Origin of the sequence: Streptomyces sp. WM6372 (assembly GCF_001279655.1) — a bacterium.
GTDB lineage: Bacteria > Actinomycetota > Actinomycetes > Streptomycetales > Streptomycetaceae > Streptomyces.
Window position 1 is genome coordinate 32,283 of record NZ_LGDB01000222.1, and the last position, 17,773, is coordinate 50,055.

20 protein-coding genes and 1 pseudogene are annotated in these 17,773 nt (G+C 69.9%); 17 read left to right on the forward strand and 4 right to left on the reverse strand.

Features of this window, described 5'->3' with window-relative positions; genetic code table 11:
• The first annotated feature begins 27 nt into the window (after positions 1 to 27).
• From ADK52_RS31755 to ADK52_RS31790, 8 genes are all read left to right on the forward strand, one after another.
• Positions 28 to 1,374 (forward strand): aspartate aminotransferase family protein, encoded by a 1,347-nt coding sequence (locus ADK52_RS31755; RefSeq protein WP_234344334.1) that lies wholly within the window; start codon positions 28 to 30, stop codon positions 1,372 to 1,374.
• The gene (locus ADK52_RS31760) at positions 1,371 to 2,327 is read left to right on the forward strand and encodes an inositol monophosphatase family protein (RefSeq protein ID WP_234344335.1); all 957 of its coding nucleotides are present in this window, start codon (positions 1,371 to 1,373) and stop codon (positions 2,325 to 2,327) included. Before ADK52_RS31755 ends, ADK52_RS31760 begins: the two co-directional genes overlap by 4 nt.
• A gap of 5 nt (positions 2,328 to 2,332) precedes the next feature.
• Entirely contained in the window at positions 2,333 to 3,247 is a 915-nt protein-coding gene (locus ADK52_RS31765; RefSeq protein ID WP_324615949.1) for a diiron oxygenase, read from the forward strand.
• Entirely contained in the window at positions 3,234 to 4,112 is an 879-nt protein-coding gene (locus ADK52_RS31770; RefSeq protein ID WP_053693320.1) for a hypothetical protein, read from the forward strand. The genes ADK52_RS31765 and ADK52_RS31770 overlap by 14 nt, the downstream gene beginning before the upstream one ends.
• Positions 4,109 to 5,155, forward strand: coding sequence for an NAD(P)H-dependent flavin oxidoreductase (locus ADK52_RS31775; protein ID WP_053693321.1), 1,047 nt, complete (start codon positions 4,109 to 4,111; stop codon positions 5,153 to 5,155). Before ADK52_RS31770 ends, ADK52_RS31775 begins: the two co-directional genes overlap by 4 nt.
• 2 nt (positions 5,156 to 5,157) lie before the next feature.
• The gene (locus ADK52_RS31780) at positions 5,158 to 5,391 is read left to right on the forward strand and encodes an acyl carrier protein (RefSeq protein ID WP_078988755.1); all 234 of its coding nucleotides are present in this window, start codon (positions 5,158 to 5,160) and stop codon (positions 5,389 to 5,391) included.
• 7 nt (positions 5,392 to 5,398) lie between these two features.
• A complete protein-coding gene (locus ADK52_RS31785) occupies positions 5,399 to 5,956 on the forward strand; it encodes an MOSC domain-containing protein (RefSeq protein WP_053693322.1) in 558 nt (185 codons plus the stop codon).
• A gap of 285 nt (positions 5,957 to 6,241) precedes the next feature.
• Positions 6,242 to 7,612 (forward strand): hypothetical protein, encoded by a 1,371-nt coding sequence (locus ADK52_RS31790; RefSeq protein WP_053693323.1) that lies wholly within the window; start codon positions 6,242 to 6,244, stop codon positions 7,610 to 7,612.
• A gap of 763 nt (positions 7,613 to 8,375) precedes the next feature.
• Here the strand turns inward: ADK52_RS31790 and ADK52_RS31795 are convergent.
• Genes ADK52_RS31795 through ADK52_RS31805 form a run of 3 tightly spaced genes read right to left on the reverse strand, consistent with a single transcriptional unit; the run spans position 8,376 to position 9,827 of the window.
• Positions 8,376 to 8,780 (reverse strand): NUDIX hydrolase, encoded by a 405-nt coding sequence (locus ADK52_RS31795; RefSeq protein ID WP_053693324.1) that lies wholly within the window; start codon positions 8,778 to 8,780, stop codon positions 8,376 to 8,378.
• Positions 8,777 to 9,352 (reverse strand): flavoprotein, encoded by a 576-nt coding sequence (locus tag ADK52_RS31800; protein WP_053693325.1) that lies wholly within the window; start codon positions 9,350 to 9,352, stop codon positions 8,777 to 8,779. Before ADK52_RS31800 ends, ADK52_RS31795 begins: the two co-directional genes overlap by 4 nt.
• Positions 9,353 to 9,362: 10 nt before the next feature.
• Positions 9,363 to 9,827 (reverse strand): TrmO family methyltransferase domain-containing protein, encoded by a 465-nt coding sequence (locus ADK52_RS31805; protein ID WP_053693342.1) that lies wholly within the window; start codon positions 9,825 to 9,827, stop codon positions 9,363 to 9,365.
• Between the two features lie 175 nt (positions 9,828 to 10,002).
• On the opposite strand from ADK52_RS31805, the gene ADK52_RS31810 reads away from it, so the two are divergent.
• The 8 genes from ADK52_RS31810 to ADK52_RS31845 all read left to right on the forward strand — a co-directional run bounded on the left by ADK52_RS31810 (position 10,003) and on the right by ADK52_RS31845 (position 16,005).
• Positions 10,003 to 10,860: a hypothetical protein gene (locus ADK52_RS31810; protein WP_053693326.1), complete on the forward strand. Its 858-nt coding sequence runs from the start codon at positions 10,003 to 10,005 to the stop codon at positions 10,858 to 10,860.
• A gap of 494 nt (positions 10,861 to 11,354) precedes the next feature.
• Positions 11,355 to 12,599 carry a helix-turn-helix domain-containing protein gene (locus ADK52_RS31815; RefSeq protein WP_053693327.1) on the forward strand — a complete coding sequence of 415 codons (1,245 nt, stop codon included), beginning with the start codon at positions 11,355 to 11,357 and terminating at the stop codon, positions 12,597 to 12,599.
• Positions 12,600 to 12,657: 58 nt separating this feature from the next.
• Positions 12,658 to 13,062, forward strand: coding sequence for a hypothetical protein (locus ADK52_RS31820; protein ID WP_053693328.1), 405 nt, complete (start codon positions 12,658 to 12,660; stop codon positions 13,060 to 13,062).
• Complete coding sequence (locus tag ADK52_RS31825) at positions 13,059 to 13,268, forward strand: hypothetical protein (protein ID WP_053693329.1); 210 nt, start codon at positions 13,059 to 13,061, stop codon at positions 13,266 to 13,268. Before ADK52_RS31820 ends, ADK52_RS31825 begins: the two co-directional genes overlap by 4 nt.
• A gap of 130 nt (positions 13,269 to 13,398) precedes the next feature.
• Positions 13,399 to 14,478 (forward strand): cyclophane-forming radical SAM peptide maturase AmcB, encoded by a 1,080-nt coding sequence (amcB, locus tag ADK52_RS31830; protein ID WP_199828584.1) that lies wholly within the window; start codon positions 13,399 to 13,401, stop codon positions 14,476 to 14,478.
• Entirely contained in the window at positions 14,456 to 14,725 is a 270-nt protein-coding gene (gene amcA, locus ADK52_RS31835) for a multiple cyclophane-containing RiPP AmcA (protein ID WP_053693331.1), read from the forward strand. The genes amcB and amcA overlap by 23 nt, the downstream gene beginning before the upstream one ends.
• A gap of 48 nt (positions 14,726 to 14,773) precedes the next feature.
• Positions 14,774 to 15,448, forward strand: coding sequence for a pentapeptide repeat-containing protein (locus ADK52_RS31840; RefSeq protein ID WP_053693332.1), 675 nt, complete (start codon positions 14,774 to 14,776; stop codon positions 15,446 to 15,448).
• Between the two features lie 14 nt (positions 15,449 to 15,462).
• On the forward strand, positions 15,463 to 16,005 hold the full coding sequence (locus ADK52_RS31845) for a hypothetical protein (RefSeq protein ID WP_053693333.1): 543 nt from the start codon (positions 15,463 to 15,465) through the stop codon (positions 16,003 to 16,005).
• Positions 16,006 to 16,024: 19 nt separating this feature from the next.
• Here the strand turns inward: ADK52_RS31845 and ADK52_RS40720 are convergent.
• Positions 16,025 to 17,028, reverse strand: a pseudogene (locus ADK52_RS40720) (IS5 family transposase).
• A 171-nt stretch (positions 17,029 to 17,199) separates the two neighbouring features.
• On the opposite strand from ADK52_RS40720, the gene ADK52_RS31860 reads away from it, so the two are divergent.
• Complete coding sequence (locus ADK52_RS31860; protein WP_053693336.1) at positions 17,200 to 17,544, forward strand: hypothetical protein; 345 nt, start codon at positions 17,200 to 17,202, stop codon at positions 17,542 to 17,544.
• Positions 17,545 to 17,773: the final 229 nt, after the last annotated feature.

Below are 17,773 nucleotides of genomic sequence, written 5' to 3' on the forward strand. Positions count from 1 at the left end.
CTGCGGACGGGAGTCGACAGGAGTCACATGGCCGACCTCATGCGTGCCCAGCGCGGTGCCCGGAGTGACGCACGAAGCGATGCTCGCAACGACGTCCGCGGCGATGCCCTGAGCTACGCGCAGAACCACCTGTACTACCCGGTCAGCGCGTACGAGATGGACCACGGCGAGGGTGTCCACCTGTACGACACCGATGGCAACGAGTACCTCGACTGCGCTTCCGGCACCTTCAACCTGAGCCTCGGCTACGGGCACCCCGAAGTGGTCAAGGCCATGCGCGACCAGGCCGAACGGCTGGTGCACACCACCTCGACCTTCCAGACCGCGCCCGTCAACGAGCTGGTCCGGCGATTGGTCGAGGTCACCCCGCCGAACCTGACCAAGGTGCACCTCAAGGTGTCGGGCGGCTCCACCGCCAACGAGGGCGCGGTCAAGATGGCGCAGCTCGCCACCGGCCGCCGCGACGTCATCACCCTGTTCCGCAGCCACCACGGCCAGACCATGATGACGACGACCATGTCGGGCGAATCCTTCCGCAAGGCCCCCTTCCCGCACCTGATGCCGGGCGTGCTCCAGGTCCCCGACCCCTACTGCCTGCGCTGCTTCTACCGCCAGGCGGGCCCCGACAGCTGCGGCATGCTCTGCGTCGAGCGCATCAACGACTTCCTCGACCACGCCAGTTCCGGCAGCGTCGCCTGCGTGGTCGTGGAACCGGTCTCCGGCAGCGGCGGCAACATCGTGCCTCCCGACGGCTACCTGCCCGCGCTGCGCGCCCTGTGCGACGAACGGGGCATCGTCCTCATCTTCGACGAGATCCAGACCGGCATAGGCCGGGTGGGCCGGATGTTCGCCGCCGAGCACTACGGGGTCCGGCCCGACATCCTGACCACCGCGAAGGGCCTCGGCGGTTCCGGCGCCCAGATCGCGGCCATCGTCGCCGACGAGCGGATGTCCGGGCTGAGCGCCGACCACCACTCCTTCACCTACGGCGGCAACGTCCTCGCCGCCGCGGCGGCGGCCACCACCCTCGACGTGATCGGCCGCCCGGGGTTCCTGGAGAACGTCCGGGGAGTCGGCGCCCACGTCATGGAACGGCTGCGCGCGCTGGCCGCCGGCCACCCCGCCGTCGTGGACGTGCGCGGCCTCGGCCTGATGATCGGGATCGAGATCGGCGACGACCAGGGCCGCCCGCACAGCGACCGGGCCCAGGCCCTGGCCCGGCGCGGGATGGACCACGGCCTGATCCTGCGCACCTCCCGCTACGGCCGGGGAAACGTGATCAAGATCCGCCCGCCACTGATCCTCACCCGCGCCGAGGCCGATCTGCTCTGCGACCGGCTCGAAGCCCTCTTCGCCGCCGAGGCCGCCGCATGACCGGCCCCGAGCACCCCGGCTCCCCGGGGGCCGCGGCCATGCGGCAGTACGTGACCGGCCTGGCCGGAGCCGTCCGCGAGGCCGTACTGGCGGCCCAGCACCGGGCGGGCAGCCGTCTGGTCCGGGGCCACTCGCCGGGCGGGGACGCCCAGTTCGGCCTCGACGAGGTCGCGGAGGCCGCCGTCTGGAAGTACGTCGTCGGCCACGACCTGCCCGTCGCCGTCTACTCCGAGGACCGCGGCCTGCAGTACCACGGCAGCGACCCGGCCCACCTGCTGGTCGTCGACCCCATCGACGGCACCCGGCCCGCCGTCGCCGGCCTGGAGTCCGCCACCGTCTCGGTCGCCGTCGCCCGTATGTCGCAGCGCCCGCGCATCGCCGACGTCGAGCACGCGCTGCTGATGGAACTGCGCACGGGCGCCTACCTCTACGGGGACCGGGCGACACCCGGCATCACCGCGTACGGCTACGACCACCCCGTCCCGGCGCTGACCCGCACCACCGACCCCGCGCGGATGTTCTGGTCGCTGGAGTTCAACGGCCACCCGGCCCACCTGATGACCGAGGCCTACGGCCACCTCATCGACCGCTCGGCCAACACCGGCGGGGTCTTCGTCTTCAACAGCGCCACCTGGTCGATCTCCCGGCTGCTCACCGGCCAGCTCGACGCCTACGTCGACATCGGCAACCGGCTGCTGCGCGACGATCCGGCGCTGCTGCCCGAATTCGAACGCGCCGGCAACGGCCGGATCCTGCACCTCTTCCCGTACGACATCGCGGCGGCCGTCTTCCTCGCCGAGCGGGCCGGCGCGGTCATCACCGACGGCTACGGGCAGCCGCTCGGAGACACCGTCCTGACCGACCTGAGCATCGCCAACCAGCGTTCCTGCGTGGCCGCATCCACCCCCGAACTCCACCGGGCCCTGCTCTCGGCCGTCCGATGGAAGGAGTGACACCCGTGCATCCCCCCGACACCGCGCCCGCCCGGGCGGCCGGCCCCACGACGGCGGACGACATCGAGTTCCGGACCCTGCTCGACCGGCTCTCCGACAAGGCCACCGCGGACTACTACAACCCGTTCACCACCTTCGACTGGCCGCCTGAGATCCCCACCGACGGGCTCTGGATGTCTCCCGAACTGCTCTCTTGCCACGGCACCGAGCTGATGGACGAACTGAGCCCCGCCCAGCTCCAGGCCCTGGGCCGGTGGGAGAGCGTCAACTTCTACAGCCTCAACGTGCACGGCATCCGCGAACTGCTCATCGAGGTCACCCGGCGGGTCCACACCTCCGGCTTCGAGGTCCCCTCCGAGTTCTTCCACCACTTCATCGGTGAGGAGAACGACCACATGTGGTTCTTCGCCACCTTCTGCCTCAAGTACGCCGGCAAGATCTACCCCGACAAGTCGGTCAAGCTGCCCGCAGCCCCGCGCGACCCGGACGTCGAGAACTTCCTGGTCTTCGCCCGGATCCTGATCTTCGAGCAGATCGTGGACCACTACAACGTCCACCTGGCCGCCGACCGCCGGCTGCACCCGACCATCCGGCACATCAACCGGCTGCACCACCAGGACGAATCCCGCCACATCGCCTTCGGCTGCCGCCTGGTGCACCTGCTGTGGGAGCGGCTCGTCCGGGGCGGCCTGGACGAAGCGGTCCGGGACGAACTGCGCGGCTACCTCGGCCGGTACGTGACCACCAGCATCGAGTCCTTCTACAACCCCGCCGTCTACCGCGACGCGGGCCTCCCGGACGGCTTCGCGCTGCGCCGACGGCTGCTCGCCCACCCCGCCCGGCAGGCCGCCCACGCCAAGGTCCTGCACAAGACCACGGGCTTCCTCCACCGGATCGGGGTGTTCGATGCCCGTCACTGACCCCGAGGCCGCCGCGGGAACCGGCACCGCCTGGTCGGTCCGGGACGGGCTGGCGACCCTCGACGAACCCGCCGTTCTGCTGCGGGACGCACTCGACGCGGTGTTCACCCGCTGGGGCACCGAGGCCGGAGCCCGAAGGCAGAGCTACCCGCCGCTGCTGCGGGCCGAAGACCTGCGCACCCTCGACTACTTCCGCAATTTCCCGCACCTGGGAAGCCCGGTCACCCGGATCCGCCCCGACCGGCTGGCCGCCCTCGCCGCGGCTCCTCCCGGGGCCACCACCGCGCTGCCCGCGTCCGAGCTGGCCGACGCCACCCACCTGCTGCCCTCCGCCGCCTGTTACGGCTGCTTCCTGCACCTCTCCGGGACCAACGCCGACACCCCCTTCCTCATCACCACGGTCGCGCAGTGCTTCCGCAACGAGGAACACCACGACGGGCTGCGCCGGCTCTGGGGATTCACGATGCGGGAGATCGTGTGCGTCGGCTCCGCAGAAGCCGTACGGGCCCACCTCGACCGGCACCAGGAACGGATCGCCTCCTTCGGCACGGCTCTCGGACTCGCCCTGGACCGGCAGCCGGCCACCGACCCGTTCTTCGAGAAGGACGGCCCCCGCAGCGTCATGCAACTGCTCGCCCCGGTCAAAGACGAGTACCTGCACACCGACGGCACCGCCATCGCTTCCACCAACAACCACCGCAGCTTCTTCGGCGAGCGCCGTGCCATCCGTCACGCGGGCCGCCCCGCTTTCACCGGCTGCGTCGCCTTCGGCCTGGAACGGTGGGTGCACGCCCTGGGGGACCGCTTCGAAGGTGACCTGGCCGCCGCGCACCGCGCGGTACGGCAGGCGGGTGGGCGTACGTGACCCGGCTGACCACCCTGCTCGGACTCGAACTGCCGTTGATCCAAGCCGGGATGGGCGCCGTCGCCGGCCCCGCCCTGTGCGCCGCGGTGTCCCGGGCCGGAGCGGGCGGCACCCTCGCGCTGTACCGGGAGCCACCCGCCCGGGCCGCCCGGCTGGTGCGTGAGGCGGCGGCTTCCACCGACCGCCCGTTCGGGGTGAACGTGGTCCCCGAGGTGACCGGCCCGGCCGCCTGCCTCGACCAGCTCCGGGCGGTCCTGCCCGAGCTGCCCCGGGGTGCCTTCGTCACCTCCTTCGGGCTGCCCGACACCGACGCGGCTCGGGCCGTCCACGGCGCCGGGTACCCGCTGGTGGTCCAGGTCGGCTCCGTGGCGGAGGCCGGCACCGCCCTGGGACGGGGTGCGGCCGTCCTGGTCCTCCAGGGCACCGAAGCCGGCGGCCACCTGCTCGGCCGGATGCCCGCGGACCTCCTGCTGGCCGCAGTACGGGCGCGCTACCCGCAGGCGGTCCTGGCCGTCGCGGGCGGGATCGCCACCGGAGGCGACCTCGCGGACGCCGTGGCCCGAGGTGCGGACGGGGCCATGGCCGGAACCCTGTTCGTCCCGGCCGGGGAATCCACCGCGCACCCGGAGTTCAAACGGCGGGTCGTCGGGGCCGTGGCCGACGACACCCTGATCACCTCCCTGTTCGAGATCGGCTGGCCGCACCGCCCGCACCGCGTCCTGCGCAACCCCCTCACCACAGCTGAGGAGCGCGCCCCGGCCACCTTCATCGCCACCACTCGGGTGGACGGGCGGGAGCACCCCGTACCGCGCTACAGCGCGGCGGCTCCGGGTGACGGCACCACCGGCCGCATCGAGGAGATGGCCATGTACTGCGGCCGGTCCTGCACCGGCGTCACCGCCCGGGACCCGGCCGCCGTCACCGTTGCCCGGATCCGCCGCGAGTACGAGAGCGCCCGCCGACCCGGCACCTCCTCCCCCGGCCCCACGAACTCCGCGCGTACGAGCGGCTCCCGAGAGCCGAGCCAGATCCAGGAGAGGTGATCATGGACGACGCCATCAAGCCGGTCGTGGACTGGCTGCGCGAGCGCAACCCCACCGTCGAAGAGATCCCCGAGGACCTCGACCTGATCGAGAACCGGCTGATCGACTCGCTCGGCTTCATGGAATTCATCCTGATGCTGGAGGACCTGATCGGTCGGGAACTGCAGCTCGACCAGATCGACGTGGACCAGTTCCGCACGCTTCGCTCCCTCACAGACCACTTCCTGAAGGGGTGAAGTGCCCATGGCGCAGGATCCGCCGCCGCCCGGACCAGGCCGAGTCGCCTCCCTGCACCTCGCCACCCGCTCCGGCGAGCCCACCTTCCGCGTCGCACGGGCCCGTGCGGTGACCGGCCGCGGCCTGGCGGGTGACCGCAACTACTGGGCGGGCGAGGGCCCCCGGCCCAGGCGCCGGGGAACCGGCCGCGCGTCGGGGGTCTGCGACGTCACCCTCATCGAGGCCGAGGCCCTCGACGCCCTGGCCCGCGAACACGGCATCACGCTCACCCCCGCCGAATGCCGCCGCAACCTCGTCTGCCGCGATGTCCGGCTCAACCCACTGGTGGACCAGGAGTTCCGGATCGGCGAGGTGATCCTGCTCGGTCTCAAGCTCAGCGAACCCTGCGCCCGCCTCGAACAACTGGTCCGCCCCGGCCTGATCCGCGGCCTGCTGCACCGCGGCGGGCTACGGGCCGAGGTGATCCGCGGCGGGACCATCCGGGTCGGCGACCGGATCCTCCCGCTGCCGCACGACGCACGGCCGCTCCCCCTGCCGCCAACCGTTCCGGCCGGCCTTCCCTGAGACCGCACGGCCGACCGCCCAGACCCACGAGAACACCGCCCCGCCGTCACCCACGCGAGGAGCCCGAGCACGCCCGCGAGCCAGTGGTGCCTTCTCTGACGGCAGGCGGCCTACGACTACTTGTTCGCACCGGGGCCCCGGTGCATCGCCAGGAAAACCCGCAGACCGGCACGCACCTGGCCGAAAACGGGCCCCCAGCGTCCACGTCCGCGGTCCGGACGGTCCCCCCGCGCGCCGCGCAGAGAGCGGGTCCTCCGGCCGTGGCCCTGTAGGCAGGAAGACAGCATGACGATCGAAGGCACCGCCCCCGGGCGGGTAAGCGGCACAGCACCGGAGTTCGACACGGAGGCTCCCTCGGCCAAGGCCGTGGAGCGCGCGGAAGGGGCGGCCGCGGAACTCGCCGCGGCGGGCGCGACCGTCTCCGTCCGCCTGCTGGGGTGGGGCTTCGCCCTCCGCCTCGACGAGCGGTCTGCCGAGCGCCTCGCGGACCCCGACGACACCGGAACCACCCACGGCTTCCGCAGCCTGGTTTCGGAGGTGCTCGCCGGATCCCTGCCCGCGGATGTCGCCGAAGCCGTCGGCGCGGCGCTGGCCGGACGCGCCGAACAGATCGGGTCGGCCGCCCAGGGCGCCGGGTGCGAGCTGCTCTCGCCGTGGTCCGCGCCCACCCTCCTCGCCCCCGTCGCCCTCGACGCGCCGCCGCGCGAGACCGGCCTGTGGTTCAGCGTGTTCGACCTGGGCGCGGGCTGGGGAGCCGACACGCAGTTCACGGCCCGGTACGCCTCCGAAACTCCCTCCCTGGCGGTCTTCCGCGATGACCTGTACTGCGTCTACCAAGGCCAGGGCGATGACCCCAGCCTGTGGTGGACCGCGCACCGGGCGGACGGCAGCCGGTCCGAGGACCAGCCGTTCCCCGCCCACCACACCCTGGGCGGCCCGGCACTGGCCGTGTTCCAGGAGCGCTTGTACTGCGCGCACCGCGGCGGCTCGGGCGACTGGGGCATCGCGCTGACCTCGTACGACGGCAGTACGTGGACGCCGGACCAGCCGGTCCCGCACGCCGAGACCGTCTACGGCCCGGCGCTCGCCGTCTTCCGTGACGCCCTCCACCTCGCCTACGCCGACGCCACCCAGCGGATCATGATCACCACCAGCCGCGACGGCCGCAGCTGGACGACCCCCGAACCCGTTCCCGACTGCGCCACCACGAGGTCCCCGGCGCTCGCCGTGTACGACGGCGCCCTCCACCTGCTGCACGGCAACCCCAAGGACGGGGCCATCCACTGGAGCCCGCTGCGCGGCACCGGCTGGGCCTCCGAGGGCGCGCTGCCCGGACACCGCACGCGGAGCAACATCGGCCTCGCCGTCTTCGACGGCAAGCTGATGTGCGTCCACCGCGACCCCGCGCGCCAGCAGCTGTGGTGGTCCGCGTTCGACGGTACCGGGTGGAGTACGGACACCGAGTTGCCGGGGCACAGCAGCAAGTACGGACCGGCGCTGATAGCGCACCGAGGACCGACCGGCACCCGCGACCAACTCCTGTGCGTCCACCGGGGCCACGCGCAACGCTTCGTCACCACGGAGGGGGAATTGCTGACCGACGAGGACCCGGCCGGGCTGCACGAACTCGACGATCCGGGCCCCACCACCACCTGAGACCCCGCAGCCTCCCCCGGCCACGCGCGCGACCGACATCGGACCGTGCAGGCTCTGCGCGCAGCCGGATCACCGTGACGGTCGATCCAGCCCACTCGCGTGTTCCAGCTGTCGGGCAGCCACCCAAGGCCGGTGAGGGTCATCGCCGCGGGCGGCGATTCACCCCGGCAGCGGCACGGCCTGTTGCATCGGTGTGCGCCGCAGCAACCTGCCGGACACTCAGCGTCTTGGTGCCCGGACGCTGGGGTGCGGAGCCAGGCGCTGCCGGGAGTTTCGCCGTTCGCCGCAGGCGCCAGACCAGGACGTCCGTCACGTTGTCCGCAGACCTCAACTCACGCTGGCCGATCACTCCCTGGAGCAGGGTCGTCGGCCCGTAGCCCGCCCGTTCGGCTTCGTCGAGAGTGGCCGCGAGTACGTCCCAACCAGGATCTGCCAGGACCTGATCGGCACGACCGGGAAGAGCCGAGCTCACTGCGTCAGCGTGTCGGCGCTGAGTGGAAGGAGTGTGCCGTCGACCCTGCTCACGGCAGACGATGACGAAGACACTGCAGCCCAGCTTGTCGGCGTGGGAGAACTGCTCGACGCCCCCGCTCAGACCTGGCTGCGACTCCCTCGACCAGTGGGGACCAGCACGGTGCGGGGCCTCATACATCAACCATGCCCAAGCCCTCACGTGACCGAAATGTCGGGAAGGACTCTCTTTATGACATCTGGCAGCGAGAGGACTGGTCGGTCAGGATCACCGAGCCGCAGCGCGGCGGAGTCAGAGCAGTTCGGTGTCGAGGTACCTCTGCACGGGCACGTAGATCCCCTGGGGCACGTAGCGAAGGAGTTCGTCGTGCGGCACCCAGGCCACTTCAGCGACCTCTCGTGGCGCGGCCACGTGCGCCGTTCCTTCGAGCACGAGGCAGGCTGTGTAGGAGATCAGTCGGCCAGTCGCCGGATGAACGCGTTCTCCCAGCAGCTGGAGGGCGGCAACACTCAACCCCGTCTCTTCCCGCGTCTCGCGCACGGCCGCCTCCTCTCGGGACTCGCCGGGCTCGACCTTTCCCGCAGGGAACTGCCACGAGAGCTCTCCTTCGGCAACCCGGCGCCGCACCAAGAGCACACGGCCGTTCGATACGACGACGGCCGCCGCCACAGCCTGTCCGTCCGGAGCGTGGGTCACGACGCTCCGCACCGGGGCGGGATGGCGTCGGCGGCACGAGAGACGAAGGGAGCAATCAGGTCCAGGCCTTCCTCCCAGCGGAAGCGATCCGCTCGCCCGCCCGCCTTGGGGCGGTGCGGCTCGTAGCTGCCCATCAGGACGCCCATCTCCCGAAGTTCAGCGAGGCTCCGCCGGTACGCGGGGTGCGCCGCCAAGGCGGAGTTCACGTACGGCAGGACAGCCGTCGGGATATCCATGCCGTAGGCCTCGCAGAGAATCGCCAGCGCGAGGTTGTCGGCGAAGCCCGCGGCCCACTTGTTGACCGTGTTGAAGGTCGCCGGGGCGACCACGATGGCGTCAGCCGGCGGCAGGGGCCGATCGTCCCCCGGCGACCTCCAGGCGGAACGGACCTGAAAGCCCGTCCGCGCCTCGATCGCCGGCACGTCGAGGAACGGCAGAGCATGCGGCGTGGCGATGACCCCGACGTCCCAGTTCCGCTCCTGGGCCGCCGCGATCAGCCTGCTGGCGTCGTCGGCAATCCCAGCGGCACAGACGACCACGTACAAGAACGGCTTGCGCTGCGGCTCGCTCACTCGGTGCTCCTCAGCGCCAGTAATCCGCAAGCATCTCCGCCGGCCAGCTCGGTCCGCGGACCTGACCCCGCGGACCCATCTCCTGGAAATACGGTGCGACGTCGTAGATGGGGGTGCCGTCGATCGCGTCGAGATCGGCGACATGCAGGTCCAGGCCGTCGACCTTCACCAAGCGGGGAAACGACTGCGCCAGCTGGTTCGTCCGTCGGTGATTGCGGTGGACGAATGTACCGGTGGACGGCCAGGCCGGATTGTTGCGGGGGCTCCGCGCATGGAGTGCGACGTCATCGGGCGAGGCCTTATGGAAGTGCCAGACGACGAGCAGGTGCGAAAACTCCGGAAGGCCTTGCACGACCTCCACCGGGAAATCCGGGTTCAGACGGATGATAGCGGGACCTCCCCAGTGGTCATCCGTCGGTTCCACCCGTCCCCCGACCACCTCTCCGATCGGCGCGATCTGCAGCGACTGTGTCATCCGCTCCTCCTCATGCCTCGTCATCATCGGCTCAACCTACAGCGCATGAATGGGGCCCTTGCCGAGCCCCTAACGGTCAATGATGGGACGGCATTTGATGCGCACCATGTTGACGGCTCGATCGTCCCCGTGAGCCTGTAACTGCTACGGTCATCCGTTCGCCGAGGAGGTCGCCATGACTGAATCCCTGCCCGTTGCCATCCAGGTGGATCTGCGCCGCCAGCCGGTGGAAGACGTGCTGGAACGTGTGGAGAAGGACCTGCGTGTGCGATTGGATCGGCAGGCGCTGGTGCGCAAGCGCCGTTCGTTGGGGAGCCGAACGGAGCGGGGCACGTGGGTGCGCATCGAGCGGCGGGGATTCGAGCGGATCGGCGCGCAGGGCTGGAACGGGACCGAGGCCGCCGCCGTCCTGCACGGCATCGTAATGCCCGAGTGGCTCCGGGGGGTGGCGTGGCGGGAGCCGGGCGAACCCGTGATGTGGCGCGCGGATGAGCTGGAGCTGGTCGCGTCGCCGTCTGTCGCCACGGGAGCCACGGTGCTCGAAGATCCACTCCTGCCCGATGCGTGGTGGGAGGCGCTGAATGCTTCGCTGGACGCGCTTGCCGCCCAGCGGACGCCTCGGATCGCGACGCCGGACACGGTGACGATCACCCAGGAGCAGGTGACGCAGACCCTTGGCGAGGTCTTCCCCGGCATTGCCGATATGCGGATCGAACGGTGGGCGCCGGCTCATGCGGATTTGACGTGGGCCAACGTGATGGGCCCGGAGTTCTCCATCATCGACTGGGAGGACTGGGGCATGGCGCCCCGGGGCCTGGACGCCGCAACCCTGTGGGGCAACGCGCTGGCCGTCCCGACGCTCGCGGACCGCGTCCACCACGAACGGCATGCAGATTTGGAGAGCCGGGACGGCAAGCTGATGCAGCTGTTCTTCCTGTCGAAGATCGTCGGACCCCACGCGTACGAGGAGGACCCGCTGTTGGCACCGGCCAGGAAGGAAGCCGAGCGGTTGGTGGGCGAGCTCCAGCGCTGACGGTGGTGGAGGGTACGGAAGTACCGGTTCAGGGGGTCGCGCTACCTCGGTGGCCAAGGCGCGGACCAAGCCGGGCCCGCAGAGGAACCTTAGCTGGCCAGACAATCCGGGCCCCTCGGCTCGAGGTTCTGAGACTCCTGGACCGGCGCCGCGTCCGGCCTCAGCCCCCGCCTTCAGGCCCCTTCCAGCTACTGGGCATTGACGAGTGATGTTCCACCGGCCTGTCCGTACCCAGCTCGGCCCAGATCAGGAACGCAACCGCCCCCATCCCTAGCAGTCCGACCGGAATCAGCACAGCAAGCAGCCACTCAGGCATGCCCCCAGACACCTCCCCGTACCCTGCCCAACCAGCATAGGAGCCCTCACTGACACCGCCTCAGGACGAGTCATGGACTCGTCACAGGGAGCTTCTGCATGCTGAGATCCCTTGGCCAAGGCCCACCGTCTGGCCCGCCCCAGCGGTACCTTCGCGTCAGAAGCGTTCGCAGATCGGGATGGTGGGTGTGAGCGGGTACATCGAGGAGCAAGAGCGGATCGGACAACGGGTCCGGCGGCAGCGACTCTCGGTCGGGATGACTCAGGCCGACCTTGCCGCCGCGCTCAGGCGGACTCAGGGTTGGGTGTCCAAACTGGAGAAGGGCCGGATCGAGCTGGACCGGGCCGGGCTGATCAACGCCGTGGCCGCCGCGCTCCACTGCCATCCGAACACTCTGATCGAGCGCCCGTACTCAGGCGGAGGAGCCGAGACCAAGTGGCAGGTCTCCGCAGCCTCCATCATCCGGGAGCTGCGCCGCTACGACCTGGCCCCCGTCTTTGACGGCACACCCAGGCCGTCCGAGGTGCTGTGGCACGACATGAAGCGCCTGCTCCGCCTGCGCGACGCTGCGGCGAACGCCGCCGTACTGAAGGAGCTGCCGGACACGCTGCGCGAGGCCCGAGCCCTCGCTGAGGCATCCGTCGGCCACGAACGCGAAGAGGCGTTCGCGATCTATGCGGTGGCCTGCAAGTTCACCCACACCGCAGCCCATGCCCTCGGACATCCCGAGCTGGTTGCCATGGCCTGCGAACGGGCCACCTGGTCCGCGCAGCTCTCAGGCGACCCGGTGATGCCGGCGATGGCGCTGTGGATGCGCATGTGGGACACGTGGGCGTCGGCCGACTGGGACGACGCCCTCGCACTCGGGGACAAGGCCCTCGCAAGCATCGAAGCCGAGTACGAGGCCGGCGACCCTCTCGCCCTGCGCATGTGGGGCGCTCTGCACCTGCGTGCCGCGATCTCGTCCGCGCGCGGCGGGAACGCCGCTGGGTCCGATGAGCGGCTGGCGCTCGCCCGTACGGCGGGCGAGCGGGTCAACTCATACGTCGGGCCCGAGATCCACGACCGGCACTCGGTCACGTTCAGCCTCGGCAACGTCGTCATCCACGGCGTCAGCGCCGCCTTGGAGATGAGTGACCAGACGAAGGCGCTCAGACTCAACCGCGAGGCGGACCCCGCGCACATCGCGGTTCTGCCGAACTCCAGGCTCGGTCACCACCACATGGACCTTGCCCGCGCGTGGCTGTGGGACGGCAACCGCGACCAGGCCCTGACCGAACTGGAGACCGCAGAACGTATCGCTCCCCAACTGGTCCGCAATCACCCTGTCGCGCGCGCGACGCTGCGGAAGATCATCTACGCGGAGCGGGCTGCTACGCGCCAGCGGCTGCGCGGCATGACCGGACGATTTTCCCTGCACTGACCTGGGGACATTCCACGGATTCATATTGCTCCGTAGCGGAGCGCATACGTTCCGCTACATGACCTCGACGCGTCGCACTGACCATGACCGCGTACGACAGCAGGCGGACGACCCTGATCCCCGCTGGCCGCTGCGCGGCGACCTTGCGTACGACACCGCAACCTCCCGCACGGGTGTGGTCATAGACGTCCCCGGGGACACCGGCACCACGGTCTACCGCCTGTGTCCCGAGGGCGGGGGCGAAGACGGCTGGAACGCCTCGCTCGACACCCTCGTGCCCACGGAGGACGCCCCCGTTCCGCTCCCCCGCAGGGCCGCTGGCGGCACGCCGCAGCGCGGGCCCGAATACGCCCCGCGGGACGACCCGTTCGGCAGTCCTGACCCCAGTCCCTCCCTGAGGGTCCGCGCCGAGCGCGGCATGGAGCGATTCAGGAAGTCGGCCGGCACGGACGGTGCTGCATGAGCAGGCGGCCCTCCTGGCTCTACGAGGGCGCCCGCGTACTGGACCCCGCCGAAGACCGCGAGGGCATCGTCCAGTTCATCGGCGACTGGGAAGACCCCAAGACCCGGCGCTTCATCCCCGAAGCCGTCTTCCTGCGCCCCGAGGGCGGCGGCGTCGAATGGGTCGTCGCCGACCACCAGGCCCTGCGCCAGGCCGACCCCCGCTGAACCCACGGACGCTCCGTCCGGTGCCTCGCACAGCACCACTTGCCTGGGCGGGGCACAGCGCCCGGACCCGATCGAGAGGAGCACGATGCAGAGTGCATTACGGCTCGCGGCCAGGCCTCGGTCTGTGATCATGCAGCCGACCACGAAGTGCCTGCCCATGGACTGCACGTACTGCTACCTGCCGTTCCGCAGGATGAACCACTTGATGCCGGTGACGGTTGCCGATGCTGTGGCTGCGGCCGTCAATCCGTGGGCAGCCGACGATCCGGCGTTCGAGGTCGTGTGGCACGGCGGGGAGCCGCTGGCCACCGGCCGTGAGCACCTGGCCGCGCTCATGTCCCCCTTCAAGGGCGCGCAGCACAGCGTCCAGACGAACGCAGCTCTGGTGGATGACGCGTGGTGCGAATTCCTGCTGGAGCGCGAGGTGCACGTCGGAGTCAGCGTCGACGGCCCAGAGGACATGAACACCCACCGCGTCACCCTTGCCGGCCACCCCGGATTCCGCGTCACCATGCGAGGCATCGAGCGCCTGCGCCGCCACGGCATCCCGTTCTCCGCCATCGCAGTCGTCTCCGACCCGGCCCCCGAGAACGCGGCCCGCTTCTACGACTTCTTCGCCGAGCTGGGCGTCACCACCCTCGGCGTCAACGTCGAAGAGGAAGAAGGGGTCAATCACGGCGCCAAGGACTCCGACCCCGTGCGCGCGACCGAGTTCTGGGCCGCCCTCGCGGACGCCTGGCGGGCCAACCCGGTGATCCGGCTGCGGGAGATCCAGCGGGTGCTCAACTTCGCCGGTGCCGTTCTCGGTAGCCACGACACCGCCCCCACGCCCACCTCCGCACCTTGGGATCCGATGCCCACCGTCGCCTACGACGGCGGGGTGGTCATGCTCTCCCCAGAGCTGGCGGGGTTCACCGACGCCCGGTTCGGCGACTTCACCACCGGCAACGTGCTCAAGGACGGCTTGGACGTCCTCGTGGCCGAGGCCGAGGAACGCACCTCCTGGATCCCCGAGTTCTGGCAGGGCGTCGACGCGTGCCGCGCCACCTGCCCCGCCTTCGCCTTCGCCTTCTGCGGGGGTGCCCACGCCGCGAACCGGTACTTCGAGCAGGCCGGCCGGTTCGACGGGACCAGGACCCGGTACTGCACCACCGCCAAGATCGCCCTACTCGAAGGAGTCACGCGACATGTCCGTTCACACGCCCACTGACGCCGCCACGCTCGTGATGGACTCGGCCGAGGGATTCGAATCCCTCCTGGAGGCCGCCGGCACCGCCGCCGTTGCCCGCTGGGAGAACGCCTGGACCAATGCCACCTGGAGCAACCAGCCCACGTCCGAAGCCGCGCACGCCAAACCCCCCGCCGCGTTCGACAACCGCCCGACGTGGGACAACCCCACGGCCACCTTCGACAACCGGCCCACCTGGGACAACTGGGACAACTGGAAGAACAAGTAGCACCCGCCGACAGCGCGGGGCCGCCCCGCCCCAAGGACAAGGAGCACCATGGCCACCCGCACCTTCGGCCACGCCACCATCACCCTGCCGGAGCTGGACGAGCCCGGCCTCTACCTGAGCAAGGTCGACAGCCTCGACAGCACCCGCGGCACCGTCCAGGACTTCGCGTACGGGGACGCCGATCTCCGATCCCTCGACCTCACGCAGACCCAGCTCGTCACCGGCAGGATCACGGGTATCCGCGCGAAGCGGTTTGAGTTCGAGGCGGTCAACCTCCACGGCGTCGAGATCAGCGACAGCGACCTCGGCTCGGCACGCTGGACCGGAAGCAAGCTGACCCGCGCCCACGTCCGGGACTGCAAGCTGATGGGCGCCTCCCTGGACGGCCTGGTGCTCGACGACGTGCTCTTCGAAGGCTGCAAGCTCGACTTCGCCACCTTCGAGAAGGTCCGCGTCACCGGCCCCGTGGCCTTCATCGGCTGCGTCCTCACGGAAGCCACTTTCACCGACTGCGACCTGTCCGACGTCGTGTTCACCGACTGCACGCTCCGGCTCACCGAATTCGGCACGGGCCGCTACCGCAACACTGACCTTCGCGAGAACGATCTGTCGGCAATCCGGGGCGTCGCGAACCTCTCCAAGGTCCGCATCGATCCCGGCCAGCAGTCCGACCTCGCCGAAGCCCTCGTCAACGAACTCGACATCACCATCGGGGACGACTGACCCAGGAGGACCCTGTGCCCCTGCACATCGCCTACGGCGACCCGTCCGCCCTCCGTGCCCGCTGCGAGATCGCCACCGTCCGGACCGCCCGCCCCGGGGAGGCCGCATACGAGCCCGGCGCGATCATCCCCGCCGGGCAATGGCGGCCCATGAGCGAAGCGGACGTCAAGGCGGTCACGGCCCCTCGTCGGCCCCTGGACAGCACCCTCGTGGAGATCGTCCGGCCCACATTTCGGGAAGGACTCCCCCTCGAAGACTTCACCGGCCCGCTGGGCGACCCGGACGCGGTGTACCTCGGCCAAGCCCTCGCCAAGCCCGACATGACCACGACCACTGACAACTACGAGGACGGCCGGCTGATCGGCCTGCACCTCGACAACTGGGACAAGCTCCCGTACGCCGACAAGCACACCGGGCGCCGCAGGATCTGCCTCAACCTCGGCCCCGGAAACCGCTTCGTCGTTCTCGGCACCATCGACGCCCAAGCGGTCTGCCGGGCTGTCCATCCCGACAACCACACCCACCGCTACCCGCACACCCAGGACTATCGCGACTAGGGCCTGTGTGATGTTGTGATCAGCCAGTCGTCGGCAGGAGGTCGTCGATCCAGATCATTGAGGCGCGGAGGTGGAGGCCGGCGAAGTAGCTCTGAGGGGTCTTGTCGTAGCGGGTGGCTATGCCTCGCCAGGCCTTCAGCTTGTTGATCAGGCGTTCGACGGTGTTCCGCTCCTTGTAGAGGTCGGCGTCGTGGCTGACGGGTCGGCCGCCCTTGCTGCCTTTCTTCTTCCGGTTGGCGGCTTGGTCCCTCTTCTCCGGGATGACTGCCTTGATGTTGCGTTTGCGCAGGTAGGCGCGGTTGCCGCGCGACGAGTAGGCCTTGTCCGCGGCGACCGCGTCGGGCCGGGTGCGGGGGCGGCCGACGGGCCCGCGGACCCGTACTTTCTTGAGTACGGGGATGAACTGCGGGCTGTCCGCGGCCTGTCCCGTGGTCAGGACGAACGCGAGCGGACGGCACTTCCGGTCCGCGGCGAGATGGACCTTGCTGGTCAGTCCGCCCCTGGACCTGCCGAGCAGGGCTTCCTTCAAGCGGAGCCTGCGCCGGCGCCGGACACGTCGCCGCTCTTCCCGCTCGGGGTCGTTTCCGTCGTCCTGCCCGTTCTGTTCCTCGCAGCCGCCCTTTTTTGCCGGGCCTGCTCCTGCTCACGCGCGGCTTCCTCCAAGGCGTCCATGACTTCGTTGCCGATATGCATCCCGGCGGCGTCGTGGTGGGCGCGTGCGGTCGTGGAGTCCACGCTGACCAGGGACAAGTCCGTCTCTCCCCTGCGGGCGGCCTCGGCGATCAGGCCATCCAACAGCGGGGTGAAGACACCAGCGTCCCGCCAGCCCCGGAAGCGGCCGTAGACCGTCGGCCAGGGGCCGAATTCGGAGGGCATCTCCCGCCACTGGGCGCCGGACCGGAACCGCCAGATCACCCCTTCGAACTGTTCCCGCAGTCTGTCGGGGTACGGGCCGAACCGGCCGATCGGAAGGTAGCGCTCAATGAACTTCCACTGCTCGTCGGTAAGTTGCCTACGCGTCACACGCAACGTACTACCGGGTCCCGCCCCGGACGGGGACGGAACCCGAAGAATGATCACAACATCAGATAGGCCCTGGCAATCTCATTCAAAGACTCGGCGACGGGGTGAGCCGTTCGCAGCCACGCGCGTGCCGTACCGGAGCAGCCCTGTTGCCTGCGCGAGCGTGGTGCCATGGTGATGTGGATCCGCGCGTATGACGAGGCCCGAGGCCTGTGGCAGTACTTCGAGAGTGATGAGGCGGGGTGGGTTCTTCGGCAAGTGGACTTGCGAGGCGATGACGGCACCCCGCTGACCGCCGCCTCCCTGGAGGAGGTTCTCCGGTTTCAGGAGCGCGCGGACATCGCCACGATGAGCCGGTATGAGCAGCGATACGGTCTCGTCGCCGAGGGCAGGCTCACGGGATGGGAGGAAGCGTCGCTCGCCGGGGCGATCTCGGCCGAGGAGTTCGAGAGGGTGTGGCTGGACGCCCGGCGGACCCTGGGTGCCACCGCACCGCCCTCAGACACGGACAGGTGACCGGCCGCCCCCGCGCCCGTCCCGGTGCAACGAGTAGACACGGGGGCTGCTTCGCCGGACTCCACTTACGCGCAGCGATCATCTGGATCCGCAGCCTTCGCCCCACATCGTGATCCCAACCAAAGACAGGCCCTAGGTCCTGTCGTCAAAGTGATCTTGGGTTGTGGATCATGGTGTCGTGATACGTCGCCATGAACTGTCCGATGCCGAGTGGGAACTCGTGCAACCG

Bases quoted from the DNA above. Each gene is read 5' to 3' on its own strand.
- ADK52_RS31790 (WP_053693323.1), top strand. From the start codon at position 6,242: ATGACGATCGAAGGCACCGCCCCCGGGCGGGTAAGCGGCACAGCACCG.
- ADK52_RS31820 (WP_053693328.1), top strand. From the start codon at position 12,658: ATGACCTCGACGCGTCGCACTGACCATGACCGCGTACGACAGCAGGCG.
- ADK52_RS31760 (WP_234344335.1), top strand. From the start codon at position 1,371: ATGACCGGCCCCGAGCACCCCGGCTCCCCGGGGGCCGCGGCCATGCGG.
- ADK52_RS31810 (WP_053693326.1), top strand. From the start codon at position 10,003: ATGACTGAATCCCTGCCCGTTGCCATCCAGGTGGATCTGCGCCGCCAG.
- ADK52_RS31815 (WP_053693327.1), top strand. From the start codon at position 11,355: ATGGTGGGTGTGAGCGGGTACATCGAGGAGCAAGAGCGGATCGGACAA.
- ADK52_RS31785 (WP_053693322.1), top strand. From the start codon at position 5,399: ATGGCGCAGGATCCGCCGCCGCCCGGACCAGGCCGAGTCGCCTCCCTG.
- ADK52_RS31755 (WP_234344334.1), top strand. From the start codon at position 28: ATGGCCGACCTCATGCGTGCCCAGCGCGGTGCCCGGAGTGACGCACGA.
- ADK52_RS31770 (WP_053693320.1), top strand. From the start codon at position 3,234: ATGCCCGTCACTGACCCCGAGGCCGCCGCGGGAACCGGCACCGCCTGG.
- ADK52_RS31860 (WP_053693336.1), top strand. From the start codon at position 17,200: ATGGTGATGTGGATCCGCGCGTATGACGAGGCCCGAGGCCTGTGGCAG.
- amcA (WP_053693331.1), top strand. From the start codon at position 14,456: ATGTCCGTTCACACGCCCACTGACGCCGCCACGCTCGTGATGGACTCG.
- ADK52_RS31825 (WP_053693329.1), top strand. From the start codon at position 13,059: ATGAGCAGGCGGCCCTCCTGGCTCTACGAGGGCGCCCGCGTACTGGAC.
- ADK52_RS31805 (WP_053693342.1), bottom strand. From the start codon at position 9,827: ATGACACAGTCGCTGCAGATCGCGCCGATCGGAGAGGTGGTCGGGGGA.
- ADK52_RS31780 (WP_078988755.1), top strand. From the start codon at position 5,158: ATGGACGACGCCATCAAGCCGGTCGTGGACTGGCTGCGCGAGCGCAAC.
- ADK52_RS31840 (WP_053693332.1), top strand. From the start codon at position 14,774: ATGGCCACCCGCACCTTCGGCCACGCCACCATCACCCTGCCGGAGCTG.
- amcB (WP_199828584.1), top strand. From the start codon at position 13,399: ATGCAGCCGACCACGAAGTGCCTGCCCATGGACTGCACGTACTGCTAC.